Below are 16100 nucleotides of genomic sequence, written 5' to 3' on the forward strand. Positions count from 1 at the left end.
TTATGCCCAGAAGAGGAACCGGTTTGGCATCGATATGGCGTTATCTTCTTGCGGGCGTTGGTCTGGCCGCCTTGCTGGCTGGCATATTGGCGATCGTCTATCTGACCGCGCCGCAGTCGGCGCCGAGCCCGGATATTTCGCGCTCGAAGAAGACGGCGAACGGCTTGTTTGTCGCCAGCATTCAGCCGGAACGCGGCGTTATCCGGCAAGGCGAACTGCAATCCTGGTTGCTGACCCTGAAGACGGTCAAGGGCGATTCCGTGGAAGGTGCGGCGATCTCGGTGTCCGGCGGCATGCCGCAGCACAATCACGGCTTGCCGACCAGTCCGCAGGCGACCGACTATCTTGGCGAGGGGCGCTACCGGATCGAGGGGCTGAAATTCACCATGAGCGGCGTGTGGCAGTTGCGCTTCGCCATTTCGGCGGCGGCCGGTTCCGACACGGTCGTCTTCAACGTGGTGCTGTGAGCGAATGAGCCGCCTGTTGCGCCTTCTGGCATTGGCGGCGGTCGTGCTCGTTGCCGGCTGCGGCAAACCGGATTTTTCCGATGCCGAGAAGAAGACCATCGCTTCGCTGGCGCTGAACACCTTGCCGGCGCTCAAACCCGACACCACCAACCGCTTCGCCGACGTGCCGGCCGCCGCCGCCCTGGGCTCCACTCTGTTCTTCGACCAGGGCATGAGCCGTGACGGTAACGTATCCTGCTCGACCTGCCACAAGATCGACCGGCAGTTCCAGGATGACCTGCCGCAATCCGTCGGTGTCGGCCGCACCAACAGGCGCTCGATGCCGCTGGCCGGCATCGCCCGCAATCCGTGGTTCTTCTGGGATGGGCGGCGCGACAGCCTGTGGGCGCAGGCGCTGACGCCGCTGGAAAATCCGCTCGAGCAGGCGGGAAACCGCGCCGCCTTCGCCCATTACATCCAGAAGCGCTTAGGTGCGCGCTACGAGCGCATCTTCGGGCCACTGCCGGATCTTTCCGCCGTGCCGGCCAACGCCAGCCCGCTTGGCAACGAGGCCGGGCAGGCGGCCTGGAAGGCGATGACCCCAACTCAGGCTGAGGGCGTCAACCGCGTCTTTTCCAATATCGGCAAGGCGATCGCTGCCTTCGAACGGTCGATCGAACCGGCACAGACACGCTTTGACCGCTTTGCCATCAATCTTGTGTCAGGCGCGAAGCCGAAAGCCGACGATGCCTTTTCGCCGGAGGAGATGCTCGGGCTGAAACTGTTCATCGGCAAGGCCAATTGCGTCACCTGCCATAACGGCCCGCGCTTCACCGACAACGCTTTCCACAACACCGGCGTGCCGCCGGTCAGGGATTTGCCATTGGATCGCGGCCGTTTCGATGCGGTGGCCCAGGTTCAGGCCGACCCATTCAACTGCTTCGGCGCCTTCCGCGATGGCGACGCCGGCGCCTGCGGCGAGCTGCGCTTCATCGTCAAGGCAGCACCCGAACTGATGCGTGCCTACAAGACGCCGTCGCTGCGGGGCGCGGCGACACGGCCGCCCTATATGCATGCCGGACAGTTCTCCACGCTGGAGGAGGTGGTGGCGCACTACGCGAAGGCGGAGGAGGCCGTTGAAGGCACCTCCGAAGTGCACCCGTTGCAACTGTCGGATCGCGAACGCGCGGCGCTGGTGGCGTTCTTGAAGACGCTGTCGGACTGAAGAGTCAGCGATCCTTGACCGTCTCCATCGCCACGAAGGTCGAGGTCTGGGCGACGTGGGGGAGCGCCGAGATGCGCTCACCGAGAACACGGCGATAGGCGGCGATGTCGGTGGTACGGACTTTCAGGAGATAATCGAAGCTCGACGCCATCATGTGGCACTGCTCGATCTCCGGCACGGCCTGCACCGCGCGATTGAAAGCATCGAGCGCGGCCGAGCGTGTGTCCGACAGTTTGACCTGGACGAAGGCGACATGGCCTTCGCCCATGCGCTCGCGATCGATGATCGCCTGATAGCCCTTGATATAGCCGTCCTTCTCCAGGCGCTTCACCCGCGCCTGCACCGGCGTCTTCGACAGGCCGACCTTGCCGGCCAGTCCAGACATGGATAGCCGCCCGTCGCGCGCCAGCGCCGACAGGATGTTTTTGTCGATGCGGTCCAATTGGTCTTCTGTCACCGATATCACAGTCCACCTGATAATAATTTAACCGCAATGATAGACCGATCGGCCTGCCATGTCGATTTCTTTGGACCGGCCGAAAATACGGCTTTGTGCTAGCTTGCGCCATTCGGTCCGGCGACCGCCGGCCCGCTCCCATACGTTTGCTCCGCAGGGACCGCCATGCCGCTCGACACCATCCGCCAGCAGATCCGCGCCAACTACCTGCCCGACGAAGACGCGGCTGTGAAGCGGCTGGCTGCGGCGACAGAACTTTCGGCCGATGACCGCAAAGCCGTCTCGGCCCGTGCCGCGGATCTGGTGCGCGCGGTGCGCGGCTCGTCCGACCCGCGGCTGATGGAGGTTTTTCTCTCGGCCTACGGCCTCTCCACCAAGGAAGGCGTGGCGCTGATGTGCCTGGCCGAGGCACTGCTGCGCGTGCCTGACACCGAGACTATGGACGACCTGATCGCCGACAAGATCGCACCGCATGACTGGTCGGCGCATTCGGGCGGTTCGAGCTCGATCTTCGTCAACGCCTCGACCTGGGCGCTGATGCTGACCGGCCGTGTGCTCGACGAAGGCGAGGGCGGCATTGAAGGCACGCTGCGCTCGATGGTTCGCCGACTGGGCGAACCGGTGATCCGCAAGGCGGTCGCCGCCGCCATGCGCGAAATGGGCGAGCAGTTCGTGCTCGGCCGCACCATTGCGGAAGCCGTCAAGCGCGGCAAGTCGATGATCCAGAAAGGTTATCTCTATTCCTTCGACATGCTGGGCGAGGCGGCCCGCACCGAGGCCGACGCGCTGCGCTACCTCAAGGCCTATGCCGATGCGATCTCCTCGCTCGATTCAGGCTCCAACGGTCCCGATATCCGCCAGAACCACGGCATCTCGGTCAAACTGTCGGCGCTGCATCCGCGCTACGAAGAGGCACAGAAGGAAAAGATGCTGCCGGTGATGGCCGAGCGGCTGCTGTCGCTGGCGCTGGCCGCACGCCATTCGCGCATGGGCCTCAACATCGACGCCGAGGAGGCCGACCGGCTCGACCTGTCGCTCGACATCATCGAGCGTGTGTTGTCCGAGCCGGAGCTTGCCGGCTGGAATGGCTTTGGCGTCGTCGTCCAGGCCTACGGCCCGCGCGCGGCCTTCACCATCGACTGGCTCTATGCGCTGGCGGAAAAGTACGACCGCAACATCATGGTGCGGCTGGTCAAGGGCGCCTATTGGGACACCGAGATCAAGCGGGCACAGACGCTCGGGCTTTCCGGCTACCCCGTCTTCACCCGCAAGGCCAACACCGATGTTTCCTACATGGCCTGCGCCAGGAAGTTGCTGTCGATGACCGACCGCATCTATCCGCAATTCGCCACGCACAATGCCCATACCGTCGCCGCCATCCTGTCGATGGCTGACAACCGTGACGCTTTCGAATTCCAGCGCCTGCACGGCATGGGCGAAGCGCTGCATGAGACGGTGCGCCGGGCCGAAGGCACGCGCTGCCGCATCTATGCGCCGGTCGGCGCGCACTCCGACCTCTTGGCCTATCTGGTTCGCCGCCTGCTGGAGAATGGCGCCAACTCCTCCTTCGTCCATCAGCTCACCGACGAGGACGTCGAGCCGGAGGATATTGCGCGCGATCCGCTCGAGACGGTCGAGAGCCAGGGCCCCGCCGCCAATCCGGCAATCGCTCGTCCTGCGACGATCTTCGGCGCTGGTCGGCGCAACTCGAAGGGGTTCGACATCACCGATCCGGTGACGCTGGCGGCGATCGACAAGGCCAAGGCGGCCTTTGCCGGGCCCGAGCGCTGGCATGCCAAGCCGATGACGCGCGCCGCCGGCTACGGCAAGCAGCGCCCGGTGGTCAATCCGGCAAAGCCTGCCGAGATCGTCGGCACGGTCGCCGAAGCCGCTGCCAAGCAGGTCGCGACCGCGGTGCGCTTTGCTGTGGAAGCGCAGCCGGCCTGGGCGAAGCGTCCCGTTGCCGAGCGCGCCGCCATCCTCAACCGCGCCGCCGACCTCTATGAGGCCAATGCGGTCGAGTTTTTCGCGCTGGCTACAAGGGAAGCCGGCAAGTCGCTGGCCGACGGCGTGGCTGAAGTGCGCGAAGCCGTCGACTTCCTGCGCTACTACGCTGCCGAAGCGGCCAACAACGAAGCGGGCACCGAGGCGCGCGGCGCGATCGTGTGCATTTCGCCGTGGAATTTCCCGCTCGCCATCTTCACCGGCCAGATCGCGGCAGCGCTCGTCACCGGCAATTCGGTCATCGCCAAGCCAGCCGAACAGACGCCGCTGATCGCCTTCCGCGCCGTCGAGCTGCTGCGCGAGGCCGGCGTTCCGGAAGATGTCATCCAGCTTCTGCCGGGCGACGGTCCGGCGGTCGGCGGACCGCTAACTGCGGATCCGCGCATTGCCGGCGTCTGCTTCACCGGCTCGACCGAGGTTGCAAAGCTGATCGAGAAGCAACTGGCCGAGACGGCCGCGCCGGACGCCATGCTGATCGCCGAGACCGGCGGTCTCAATGCCATGATCGTCGATTCCACAGCACTGCCCGAACAGGCGGTGCGCGACATACTGGCATCGGCTTTCCAGAGTGCAGGCCAGCGCTGTTCGGCGCTTCGCGTGCTCTACGTGCAAAAGGATGTCGAGAAGAAGATGCTGGAGATGCTGAAAGGCGCCATGGAAGCGCTCACCATCGGCGATCCCTGGCAGATTTCGACCGATGTTGGGCCGGTCATCGATGACGAGGCGCAGAACTCGATCCGCGAGTATTGCACCAAAATGGGGCTGCAGGGCCGGCTGATCGCCAAGCTCGAAGCACCCAAAGATGGCCGCTTCGTTGCGCCGCATGTGTTCCGGGTCAAAGGCATCGAGGAGATGGAGCGCGAAGTGTTCGGTCCGGTGCTGCATGTCGCCAGCTTCGACGCCGACGGGATCGACGCCGTCATCGCCGCCATCAACCGCAAAGGCTATGGCCTGACCTTCGGCCTGCACACCCGCATCGAAGGCCGCGTCCAGCATTTCGTCGACGGCATCCATGCCGGCAACATCTATGTCAACCGCAACCAGATCGGCGCCGTCGTCGGCTCGCAGCCCTTTGGCGGCGAGGGGCTTTCGGGCACCGGGCCGAAGGCCGGCGGGCCGCATTATCTCCGGCGGTTCCGCAAGGGGCCGGAGGCGGGCACGGAGATTGCCGAGGGCCACAAGGTGACGGCGACCGAACTGGCCGACAATCTGCCCGATCCGACGCTTGGCGGCTGGTCGACGCGGCCGGACCGCATCGCCATCTTGAGAAAGCATCTGCGCGGCAAGGGCGCTGCAGCGATCGGCGCTGCAGCCGCCATTGATTTCGGCCAGGTCGACCTGCCCGGACCGACCGGCGAGGCCAACACGCTGTCGCTGTCGCCGCGCGGCCGGGTGCTGTGCCTCGGTCCGGACGCCGAAACGCTGCTTGCCCAGACGATCCAGGCGCTGGCCGCCGGCAATGCAGTGCTGGCCGTGGCGCCGGGCGCGCCGGCGGCACTGTCGGCACTGACCGGCAAGGGACTGCCGCTGGCGGCCATAGACGGTCGGCCAGACCCAGTCGAAGCGCGTTCGCTGCGCGTCGATGTCGTCGCCTTCTCGGGCAGGCCCGAGGCGGCGCGGATCGTGCGCAAGGTCATTGCCGACCGCAGCGGGCCGATCGTGCCGCTGGTCAGCGAGGTGCTCAACCCGGCGGCCTATGCGCATGAACGCGCTGTCTGCGTCGACACCACGGCTGCCGGCGGCAATGCCAGCCTGCTTGCGGCGGTCTAGGCGACTTTTCGCGGCTCGCTTGCCTGCGTCGACTTGCAAGGGTATGCGCAAGGGATAGACAGCAACTCGAGCGGGCAGCGGAAAAGATGGAAGACACGTCCCGACCGTTTGAGCTGCCGCGGGTGGCGGTGGTCATCACCTGCTTCAACTATCGGCCGTACGTCGAACAGGCGATCCGCTCGGTGCTTGCGCAGACCTACCGGAATTGGGAATGCGTCATCGTCGACGATGCCTCGACGGACGGCTCGGCCGACCAAGTCCGCCAGCTCCTGAGGGATATAGACGACCCGCGCCTGCGCCTGATGGCGCGCACGGAGAATGGTGGGCAGATCGCGGGATTCCGCGACGGCTTTGCCGCAACCGCCGCGCCTTTCGTCGCGTTTCTGGATTCCGATGACGTGTGGCTGCCGGATTTTCTCCTGGCGCATCTGTCCGCCCACCTCAACACGACGCATTCGGCCGCACTGTCGAGTTCCGATGTGTTCCTTGTCGATGGCGACGGCACCTTGCTGGGCGGTACCTTCCTTGCCTTGCGCAAACCGCGGTCCGGAGCGGATCGCAGTGGCGTCGCCATCGCGCCCGGTGGCCGGCTTGCCGGCATGGCGCCCGGGATCGCCTACGCATCGGAGCATCCGGTAACCTATTTCGCACCTGCGGTGACGGGCTGGCTGTGGTCGCCATGCTCGGCGATCATGTACCGGCGTGGCGCGCTGGAACCGGTATTGTCCTTCCCGTTCAAGGCCAAGGTCGGGACGGATTATCTGACGGCGACACTCGCGCACCAGGCCGGCGGCAGCCTCATCCTGTCAGAAGGTCTCGGCCTCTATCGCCTGCATGGCTCCAACCTGTCCACCGGAACTGCCTTTGCCGGCGGCAATGTGCGGCAAACGCCTGCATACAGGAGCTACAGGAGCGTGTTGGCGGCGGATGCCGCAGACTATTTGCTGGCGAATTCTGCCTGGCTCAGCGATCTCAACGGGCGAAATTTCATACCTGCATTCCTGATGCAGCATGTGCGCCAGTTCCCGGAGCTGGCCGGTGATCCGCGGTTGGCGCGCTACCTGACACGCGGACAGCCCTGGCGGCGGCTGCGCCTGCACATTGCCCAGTGGCTTCGGCGACTGGGCGGCCGGAATTCAACCGGAACATGACGGCATCTGCAGGTCGTCAGATCTCGTCGACGGGTGAAATCTCAATCAGGCGCCTTCGACAACCGAAAAGCCTTCGAACTGCGGATGGCCGAGATAATGCACCTTCGAGGTGCCGGTGTTGCGATGGGCGGCGCGAAAATTCTCGGATTTGGTCCAGGCGACGAAATCCTCATGGCTTGCCCACACCGTGTGCGAGGCAAACAGCGTGTAACCCTCGGCCTCGTTGACCGGGCCGCGCAGCAAGTGGAATTCCCTGAAGCCTTCCATCTTCGAAAGGCTGGAATCGCGGTTCTTCCAGACATCCTCGAAGGCAGTCTCCGAGCCGTTCTGGACCTTGAAGCGGTTCATGGCGATGTACATTGGGCTTCCTCTTGAATTGGTGGACGACGACATTTGGCGAAGGTCTGCGAGCTGGTTAAAACGGACCGATCCGCGCCCTGAACACCCAACTTGATAATCCGGTCTCGGGTGGAATGGGCGGGAACGGGGCTTGCTGGCGCACCAGTTTCAAAGCGAATTGGTCTAGCTCGGCAGACCCTGAACTTTCGACAAGCTGCAAGTCGCTGACGCTGCCGTCGGCCATGACGACGAAATAGACCCTGGCATTGTTGCGAGCCTTGGCTTGAACCGCCTTCGAAACGTGGCGGTTGGCGCGGACAAGCTTGTTCTGAACTTCAACGCTGTAGCCGGATTCCATCGAATTGCCCGCCGCGCTCTGTTTTCCGCCTTTGCTGGCAACCGCCGTTGCCTCGCGCTCCTCGCCATCTGCCGTGCCGCCAGTCTCTCCCGATATTGGTGCGCCCGATATTGATGTACTTGGCCTCGGGCTTGGGACTGGTGGCCTCGCGGCAGGCAATTCAACGGCAGGCTCATTGGCGGGAGACGCCTCCGAACTCTGCGTTTGAACCGGTGACGGTGCAGGCGTCTCAGCCTCCGGGGCGACACTTTGATCATCCGGGATGGCGGCCGTTGGTGCATCGGGAGCGACGGTTGCCTGCTTGGCAGATTCCGGCGCAGATTTGGGCGCCGCCGGCTCCTCTACGGCTTGAGGCGCCTCGGTTTGCGGCGTGGGTTGGACGGGCTTGGCCGGCTGCGGATCGGTTACCAGGGTAACATCCACCGCGTCGGGTACCGGGTTTTGCAAAGCGGTGCCGAGGACGTCGGCGCCTGATCGATCGGCGCCTTCGGCCTGTATTGCCTTCCCGGTATCGAATGTCCCGGCGGGTGCGACCATGAACGCCGCTGCGGCAGCGGCATGGAGCAGGCAGGACGCGACGATCGCCACAGTCCATTTGCGGTCCGCGGCCGCCGGCTGTACGAGCTCGTCCACAGTTATCGCCGGTTCGCTGCCGGCGTCGAGGAGGGGGGTGATGTCCTGCATGGTTCGCGGCGAGACCTGCCGCCAGCGGGGTGGGATTGTCAAATCAAGATCGGTTGCCGGCCATAACGGAGGGCCGGAGACAGGCCGCGCCGGAATATCTTGCAGGAAGGCGGGATGCAGACCCACCTCAAACGCCGAATGCGATACCGGTCTTGGTCTGCGTCTTCAGGCCGCGCATGCAGGCGCCCGGTTCGACGCCGGCGCATTCGGTGGCGCTGTTGATCAGCACGCGGCTGAGTTTGGTGCAGTCGGTGCCGGCGAGGTCGAAGCGGATCACCTTGGTCTTGCCGGCCGGCAGGTCCTTGAAGTCGAGCACGCTCAGGCGGTCGACCACGCCGGCCTCGTTGAACAGCGCGATTTCGAAAGCCGCCTTGGACAGATCGGCGCCGAGCGCATTGTTGACGACGAAGGTCAGCCGGCAACCCTTGTCCGAGGGCTGCACGGCATTGAGCTCGAGGCTGAGTTGCGGAGCCGGCGCGGACTGAGCCCACGCCGGCATCAAGCCAAGCGACTTCGCCAGCGTCGAGGTCAGGAGCCGAAGCGATGCCGTCAAACTTGTCATGGGTGTCAGCCTCCAAAGCGCATGGTCGCGGCCAGCTTCAGCGTGATGCCGGGTTCATAGATGACGGCGGTGGTGCCGCCGTTCAGCGGGTTGGTGTATTTGACGTCGAACAAATTGTCGGCGCGGAAGTCCACCTTCAGATTGTCGGTGGCCTGGTAACTGGCGAAGGCGTTGACCAGAGTATAATCCTTGGCCACGGGGTTGCCCTTCGGCTTGCCGTTGTACTGCACCTCGCCGCCGACGGTCAGCTTGTCCTGAAGGAAGCGGAAGCCGAGCTGCCCGGTGACCTGCGAGGACGGGATGGTGGCAAGGTCGGCCCGCTCGCCTTCATCGGAGATGGTGTGGCCGTTGATGATCGAGGCCGACAGCCCGGCATAACCCCAGGCGGCATCGTAGACGCTTTCCAGTTCGAAGCCGTTGATCTTGGCCTGGGCGACGTTCTGGTACTGGAAGCAGATCGGAATGCCGGGGCCGAACGGGCAGCCGCTGGTCGGGTCGAATGCCGACAGCGTGACGCCTTCGATGTAGTCGTCGACATCGTTGTGGAAGTAGCCGGCCTTGAGCCGGAACGCGTCGCCAGCCTCGATAAGGTCGTTCAGCTTGTAGTTGACGCCGAACTCGGTGGTCTTGCCGGTTTCAGGCCGCAGGTTTGGGTTGGGCAGGAACGGGAAGGTGACGCCTGCCGGATGGTTGCCGCTGATCAGCGTTTCGGTCAGTGACGGCGAGCGGTAGCCTTCCGCATAGGTGCCGTAGAACTGCAGGCCCGCAAGGCTGGCGCTTTCGAAGGGCGAGACGCCAACGGTGATGCGCGGTGACAGCCTGTGGCCCGACGTTTCATTGTCGGAATCCTTCAGGCTGTAATTGTCGTAACGCAGGCCGGTGATGATCTCGAGCCAGTCCCAGGTCAGCTTGTCCTGGATGTAGGCGCCCGAGACGTTGCGCTTACCCGACGGCGTGTAGAAGGAGTCGCCGCCCGACGTGCCGCCGGTCTCGACAATGTCGCCCGCCCAGTCGCCGCCATAGGTCAGCTCGTGCGAGATACCGGCGGTTTCGAAGCGCGACGTGTTCCAGATGTCGATGCCGGTGGTGCCGACATCGAAAGTCGACATCGATCCTGCCGGCAGCACGACGGGAAGACCAGTGACTGGATCGAACCTGTTTTGCGGCGCCAGCGTCGTCAGGTCCAGATTGGTCTTGTTGTAGGAGGCGTTGATGTGGAGATCGAGCCAGCTCCTGGCGTCGTCGGTGATGTTGTAGCGGGCGGTGAAGGTGTTCGACTTCACGTCGACGTCGTTGGCCGGCACGCCGCCGCTGGTTTCCGTCCAGCCGTCGCTCGAGCCGACCCAGCCGAGCTTCAATTCGCTGTTCTCGCTCAGGCGGATTGTGGTCTTGAGCAGGCCGCTCAGCACGTCGAAACCGGTACCGGCGACGGTGTCGCCGCTGCCATTCTTGTAGTCGCCGTAGTCGCGGTAGACGATGTTGCCCAGCACATCCAAATCGTCGTTGAATTTGTAGGCGCCGCTGGCGCTGGTGGTCCAGCCCTTGCCGTTGCCTTCATAGCGCCCGGTGACGGAGCCAGCCCAGGTTTCGCCCGGCCTGAGGAAATCCACCGCATCCTTGGTGTCGAAGAAGACGACGCCGCCAATGGCGCCGGAGCCATAGGTGTTGGCGACCGGTCCGCGGATGACATCGACGGATTTGATGAGCTCGGGATCGACATAGAAGGTCGACTGCGTGCCGTGGTCGGAGCGCTGGAAATTCTGCCTGGCGCCGTCGACGATGACGGCGACGCGACCGAAATCCTGCAGGCCGCGGATGTTGATGCTGGAGCTGACGCGTCGCGCATCGGCCTGCACGGCGACACCAGGCACACCGAGCAGCATTTCGCTCGGCGTCGTCGCCATGCGGCGGTCGAGCTGTTCCTGGTCGACATGGCTGGCCGAGGCAAGCGATTCGATCGCCGTCTCGCCGGTGCGGCTGATGACGAGGATCTTGTCGAGCAGCGTTGCGCCGGCAGGGGCGGCCTTGGTGTCTTCAGCTTTCCTGGCCGGATCAGCCTGCTGCTGGTCGGCGGCCGGCTGAGCGCTGGCCGGCGATGGCAGCAGCGCGATCGTCGCTGCCCCCGCAAGCAAGGCTGCCATTGCCTTTGCCATAGGCCGATGCACCGGATCGGCGTTCGCCAGACCCAGTCGTCCACAATTTCCCAAGCCCATGCCCCAACTCCAAAATTCCAGGTTCGATGCTGGCTGGCTTGGCGCTCGCTGGCTTTTTTCATTCCGTCCGGTGTCTTAAATATTGACTCATTTAGTCCGGTATTGCACTGACTAATAAACATGATGATTCAAGTCAAGAAATGAATCGGCATTTGCAACGCCTAGCCAGTTGCCCGGCACAGGAAAGGGATCGAAAGAGATGAACACCCACAATCCCAACGACTTCCGTTACCGCGTCCGCCGTTCCGAGGAGACGCCGACCCGCTTCGACCGGGTGCCGCTGGCGGTGCGGACGCTGTCCTCCAACACGCTGTTCCAGGGCGAGCACGAGATTGGCATCGAGCACCATGGCGCGCTCTATCGGCTGAAGATCACCCGCCAGGGCAAGCTCATCCTCAACAAGTGACGAAACGACCAAACACGGCAGACAGGTAAGCAGGACATGGACCAGCGCGCAAAACCCGCCCCGCATGAAATCCGGCGGGCGCGGACAGACAATCCGAAAGCGCGCGAGCGCGATCTTGCCGCCGAGCTCGGTATTTCCGAGGCCGAGCTGGTGGCCGCGCATTGCGGCGACGGCGTCGTGCGCGTCGAGCCCAGGGTCAACGATCTTCTGACCGGCCTCGACGCCGTCGGCGAAGTGATGGCGCTGACCCGCAACGAAAGCGCGGTGCACGAGAAGATCGGCGTCTACGACAAGGTTGTCACAGGCACGCACGACGCCATGGTGCTGGGCGAAAACATCGACCTGCGTATCTTTCCAAAGGTCTGGGCGCATGGCTTTGCCGTCGAGAAGCGCGACGGTGGCGACATCCGCCGCAGCCTGCAATTCTTCGACGCGGCCGGCGATGCGGTGCACAAGGTGCATCTGCGGCCGGCGTCCAATCTCTATGCCTACCAGAAGCTCGTGGCCGCACTCGAATCGCCGAACCAGGAGGCGACCGTGTCTATCGCAGGCCTGGCCGACGACGACGCGGAGACGTCGGGCATTGCCGCAGACATCGATGATCTGCGCCACCGCTGGAGCCGGCTGACCGACGTGCATCAGTTCTTTGGCATGTTGAAAACGCTGAAGCTCACCCGCCGCCAGGCCGTGCGCATGGTCGGCCAGGACTATGCCTGGCTGCTCGACAATGATGCCATCGGCGCCATGTTCCACCATGCCGCCGACGGCATGCCGATCATGTGTTTTGTCGGAAACCGAGGCTGCGTCCAGATCCATTCCGGTCCCGTCAAGTCGATCAAGCCGATGGGGCCGTGGATCAACGTGATGGACGAGACGTTCCACCTGCATCTGCGCACCGACCACATCCAGGAGGCGTGGGCGGTGCGCAAACCGACCAAGGACGGTCATGTCACCTCGCTCGAAGCCTATGGCGCCGACGGCAAGATGATCATCCAGTTCTTCGGCGAGCGCCATGAAGGCGAGGGCGAGCGCGACGACTGGCGGTTCCTCGCCGAAAATCTGCCGCGCATTCCAAGCCCGACCGCTGCCTTAGGACCACGACGATGATTTCACTGTTGCGTTCGGCGCTTCCTCCGGTCGTGGGTCTTTCGTTGGTTCTTGCCATCTCTCCGGCGCCGGCCAGCGAGAATGTGGCCATGTTCGCCGACACGTCGCGGATCGCGGCGGTCGGCGGCTCGATCACAGAGATCGTCTACGCGCTTGGCGAAGAGGGCCACTTGGTCGCTCGCGATTCGACCAGCCGCTATCCCGCCGCCGCGGTCGCGCTGCCCGACGTCGGCTATATGCGCCAGCTGTCGCCGGAAGGTGTGCTTTCGGTCAACCCGTCCGGCATTCTGGCGCTGCATGGCAGCGGGCCGAAGGAAGCGGTCGATGTGCTGAAAAAGTCGAGCGTCCCGTTCATCGACGTGCCCGAGCACTACAGCCATGACGGCATCCTGGAAAAGATCCGCATCGTCGGCAAGGCGCTCGGCGTCGATGCCAAGGCCGAGAAACTTGTGGCCGAGACCGACGCCAAGCTGAAGGCGGCCGAGAAGCAGACGGCGTCGATCAAGCAGCGCAAGCGCATCCTGTTCGTGCTGTCGATCCAGGGCGGCAAGATCCTGGCCGCCGGCACCGACACCGCCGGCGACGGCATCATCAAGCTCGCCGGTGCGGTCAACGCCGTCGAAGGTTTTTCCGGCTACAAGCAGATGTCCGACGAGGCCATCGTAACCGCCAGGCCGGACGTGATCCTGGCCATGAAGAATGCCGGCCCGCCGATTGCGGAGGCCGAGCTGTTCGCCATCCCGTCGATCACCTCGACGCCGGCGGGTGAAGGCCGCAAACTGATCCTGATGGATGGCAGCTATCTGCTCGGCTTCGGGCCGCGCACGGCCGATGCCATCCACGATCTGGCCGCCTCGCTCTATGGCAGCCAGGTCACGGACTGAGCCGATGGTGGATCAGTCGATCGCCGGCGCGGCGGGCAAGATGGCCGAGGGCGATCGTTCCGGGCGCGCGCGCCTGGTTATTTTGCTCCTGTGCGTAGCCCTTGCCCTTTCGCTGTTCCTGTCTCTGAGGTCGGGCGCTTCCGATGCATCGGCCGTCGGTGTCATTCGTGACTGGCTAACCGGCGCCGTGCCGGCCGACGCCGCGCTTGGCGCCCGCGACCGGCTGATCGTCTACGACATCCGCAGGCCGCGCGTGCTGCTCGGCGTGCTGATCGGTGCGACGCTGGCCGTATCGGGCGCGGTCATGCAGGGCCTGTTTCGCAATCCGCTCGCCGATCCCGGCCTGATCGGCGTTTCAGCCGGTTCCAGCCTCGGCGCCGTCGCCGTCATCGTGCTCGGCACAACATGGCTGGCGCCGCTCACTTTGGCGCTCGGCGGCATGGCCTTGCCGCTCGCCGCTTTCTGCGGCGGCCTTGCGGTCACGCTGGTGCTCTACCGCGTCGCCACGCGGCAGGGGCGCACCTCGGTCGCCACCATGCTGCTTGCCGGCATTGCGCTCGCAGCCCTTGCCATGGCGCTGACCGGTATCCTGATGTTCATTGCCGACGACCGGCAGTTGCGCGACCTGACCTTCTGGCAGCTGGGCTCGCTTGGCGGCGCGACCTGGCCGAAGATCGCTTCCGTCGGGCCGATCATCGTGCTGGCGCTTGCGGCAATGCCGTTCCTGGCCAAAGGCCTCAACGCCCTGGCGCTCGGCGAGGCGACGGCCGGACATCTCGGCATCCCGGTACAGCGGCTGAAATACACCGCGATCGTCGGCGTCTCGGCAGCGGTCGGCGCCTCTGTCGCAGTCAGCGGAGGCATCGGTTTTGTCGGCATCGTCGTGCCGCATCTCTTGCGGCTGCTGATCGGTCCGGACAATCGCTATCTCTTGCCGGCTTCGGCGCTGCTCGGCGCCTCGATGCTGCTGATTGCCGATGCCGTCGCTCGCGGCATCGTGGCGCCGGCCGAACTGCCGATCGGCATCGTCACGGCGATCGCCGGCGCGCCGTTCTTCCTCTGGATCCTGCTGCGCAAGCGCGGCGTAATCGACTTGTGAGGCGGCATGATCGAAGCACGCGATGTCTCGGTGGCGATGGGCGGCAAACGCATTGTTGCCAATGTCGATTTCGTCGCGCGGCCGGGCGAAATTGCGGCAATCGTCGGACCCAACGGCTCGGGCAAGACGACGTTTTTGAAGGCGTTGTCGGGCGATCTGGCGTTTGTGGGGACAGTGGCCGTTAACGGGCGCGATCTCACGGCGATGAGGCCGGTGGAGGCCGCGACCGTGCGTGCCGTGCTGCCGCAGGCGACGACCCTGTCCTTTCCCTTCACCGTGCACGAAGTGGTCAGGCTCGGCCTTATCGGCGGCCGTTCCGGCGTTCTGCCGGGCGAAGATGATCGTCTGCCCGAGCGGGCGCTGGTGCGGGTCGACCTCGACGGCTTTGCCGGCCGTTTCTATCAGGAGCTCTCGGGCGGCGAGCAACAGCGCGTGCAACTGGCGCGCGTGCTGTGCTAGGTCTGGGCGCCGGTGCTGGACGGCAAGCCGCGCTATCTCTATCTCGACGAGCCGGTCTCCAGCCTCGATATCAAGCACCAGCTGATCATCATGAACATCGCCCGCGATTTCGCCCGGCGCGGCGGCGGTGTGATCGCCATCCTGCACGACCTCAATCTGACGGCCATGTATGCCGACCGGATTTTCGTGATGCATCGCGGCCGGCTCGCCGCCGACGGTTCACCGCAGGAGGTGCTGAGCGACGATCTGATCGAAAAGGTGTTCGATTGTCGGCTAAGGGTCGGTGTGTTTGCCGGCGGCGAACATGCCGTTCGTCTTGCCGCAGTCAGCCGCCTAAAGCGCGTCGCGTTTGAACGGACTCAGGCGACGCGCTTTAGGTCTTTGTTTTTATGCATGTCATTGTCTCAAAACCGGGGCCACTTTTGAGCGACATGCACTAGAAAACTCAGGCGGCCGGTGCTCGCTGGACCAGCATGTCGATGCCGAGCAAATGACGCACATTCGGGCGCGCCGCCACCATATCGGCGATCGTGTAGCGGGAAAGCACGGCAAAGAAGGCGTTGAGCGCCTCGCGCAGCGCCGAATTCAGCTGGCAGCTGTCGACCAGCGGGCATTCGGCGGCGTCGTTTTCGAAGCACTCGGCCATGGCGAAGCTCTCTTCGGTCACCCGTACGACGTCGAACAGGCTGATCTGCTCGGCGGGGCGGCCGATCCTCACGCCGCCATTCCTGCCGCGCACCGTCTCGACCAGGCCATGCTCGACCAGCGGCTGCAGGATCTTGAACAGGAAAAGCTCCGACACCGAATAGGCGGCCGCAATCTCGGGGATGCGGCTCAGGCGATCGTTGTTGGCGGCGCAATACATCAGGATGCGCATGGCGTAGTTGGTCTGGCGCGTCAGCCGCATTTCATTCCTCACCCGAGTGCTGGCGCGTT

14 protein-coding genes and 1 pseudogene are annotated in these 16100 nt (G+C 64.4%); 9 read left to right on the forward strand and 6 right to left on the reverse strand.

Annotated features, from left to right (window positions below):
* Positions 1–23 precede the first annotated feature (23 nt).
* Together X756_RS145560 and X756_RS145555 are read left to right on the forward strand one after the other, a co-directional pair.
* Positions 24–467: a FixH family protein gene (locus X756_RS145560; protein ID WP_023691049.1), complete on the forward strand. Its 444-nt coding sequence runs from the start codon at positions 24–26 to the stop codon at positions 465–467.
* Between the two features lie 4 nt (positions 468–471).
* Positions 472–1671 (forward strand): cytochrome c peroxidase, encoded by a 1200-nt coding sequence (locus tag X756_RS145555; RefSeq protein ID WP_023730715.1) that lies wholly within the window; start codon positions 472–474, stop codon positions 1669–1671.
* A 4-nt stretch (positions 1672–1675) separates the two neighbouring features.
* On the opposite strand, the gene X756_RS145550 is transcribed toward X756_RS145555, so the two are convergent.
* Positions 1676–2128: an Lrp/AsnC ligand binding domain-containing protein gene (locus X756_RS145550; protein WP_023714376.1), complete on the reverse strand. Its 453-nt coding sequence runs from the start codon at positions 2126–2128 to the stop codon at positions 1676–1678.
* 165 nt (positions 2129–2293) lie between these two features.
* Here X756_RS145550 and putA point away from each other — a divergent pair, with 165 nt between their 5' ends.
* Complete coding sequence (gene putA / locus X756_RS145545; protein ID WP_023730716.1) at positions 2294–5902, forward strand: bifunctional proline dehydrogenase/L-glutamate gamma-semialdehyde dehydrogenase PutA; 3609 nt, start codon at positions 2294–2296, stop codon at positions 5900–5902.
* Between the two features lie 86 nt (positions 5903–5988).
* Entirely contained in the window at positions 5989–7053 is a 1065-nt protein-coding gene (locus tag X756_RS145540; RefSeq protein WP_023710744.1) for a glycosyltransferase, read from the forward strand.
* Positions 7054–7098: 45 nt separating this feature from the next.
* Here X756_RS145540 and X756_RS145535 read toward each other — a convergent pair whose 3' ends face one another.
* The 4 genes from X756_RS145535 to X756_RS145520 form a co-directional block, all read right to left on the reverse strand.
* Positions 7099–7413, reverse strand: coding sequence for an antibiotic biosynthesis monooxygenase (locus X756_RS145535; protein WP_023688161.1), 315 nt, complete (start codon positions 7411–7413; stop codon positions 7099–7101).
* A 55-nt stretch (positions 7414–7468) separates the two neighbouring features.
* On the reverse strand, positions 7469–8434 hold the full coding sequence (locus X756_RS145530) for a TonB family protein (protein ID WP_023730717.1): 966 nt from the start codon (positions 8432–8434) through the stop codon (positions 7469–7471).
* A 127-nt stretch (positions 8435–8561) separates the two neighbouring features.
* Positions 8562–8996: a hypothetical protein gene (locus X756_RS145525; RefSeq protein WP_023730718.1), complete on the reverse strand. Its 435-nt coding sequence runs from the start codon at positions 8994–8996 to the stop codon at positions 8562–8564.
* 5 nt (positions 8997–9001) lie between these two features.
* Positions 9002–11137 carry a TonB-dependent hemoglobin/transferrin/lactoferrin family receptor gene (locus X756_RS145520; protein ID WP_031238963.1) on the reverse strand — a complete coding sequence of 712 codons (2136 nt, stop codon included), beginning with the start codon at positions 11135–11137 and terminating at the stop codon, positions 9002–9004.
* Positions 11138–11408: 271 nt separating this feature from the next.
* Between X756_RS145520 and hemP the strand changes: the two genes are divergently transcribed.
* The 5 genes and pseudogenes from hemP to X756_RS01000000165815 all read left to right on the forward strand — a co-directional run bounded on the left by hemP (position 11409) and on the right by X756_RS01000000165815 (position 15501).
* Entirely contained in the window at positions 11409–11615 is a 207-nt protein-coding gene (gene hemP, locus X756_RS145515; protein WP_023673860.1) for a hemin uptake protein HemP, read from the forward strand.
* A gap of 36 nt (positions 11616–11651) precedes the next feature.
* Complete coding sequence (locus tag X756_RS145510) at positions 11652–12722, forward strand: hemin-degrading factor (RefSeq protein ID WP_023730720.1); 1071 nt, start codon at positions 11652–11654, stop codon at positions 12720–12722.
* Complete coding sequence (locus X756_RS145505; protein ID WP_023730721.1) at positions 12719–13606, forward strand: hemin ABC transporter substrate-binding protein; 888 nt, start codon at positions 12719–12721, stop codon at positions 13604–13606. Before X756_RS145510 ends, X756_RS145505 begins: the two co-directional genes overlap by 4 nt.
* 4 nt (positions 13607–13610) lie before the next feature.
* Positions 13611–14705, forward strand: coding sequence for an iron ABC transporter permease (locus X756_RS145500; protein ID WP_023730722.1), 1095 nt, complete (start codon positions 13611–13613; stop codon positions 14703–14705).
* Between the two features lie 6 nt (positions 14706–14711).
* A pseudogene (locus tag X756_RS01000000165815) lies at positions 14712–15501 on the forward strand (heme ABC transporter ATP-binding protein).
* 108 nt (positions 15502–15609) lie between these two features.
* On the opposite strand, the gene rirA reads toward X756_RS01000000165815, so the two are convergent.
* On the reverse strand, positions 15610–16071 hold the full coding sequence (gene rirA, locus X756_RS145495; RefSeq protein WP_023672640.1) for an iron-responsive transcriptional regulator RirA: 462 nt from the start codon (positions 16069–16071) through the stop codon (positions 15610–15612).
* Between the last annotated feature and the right edge of the window lie 29 nt (positions 16072–16100).

Source organism: Mesorhizobium sp. LNJC405B00 (assembly GCF_000502615.1).
Taxonomy (GTDB): domain Bacteria; phylum Pseudomonadota; class Alphaproteobacteria; order Rhizobiales; family Rhizobiaceae; genus Mesorhizobium.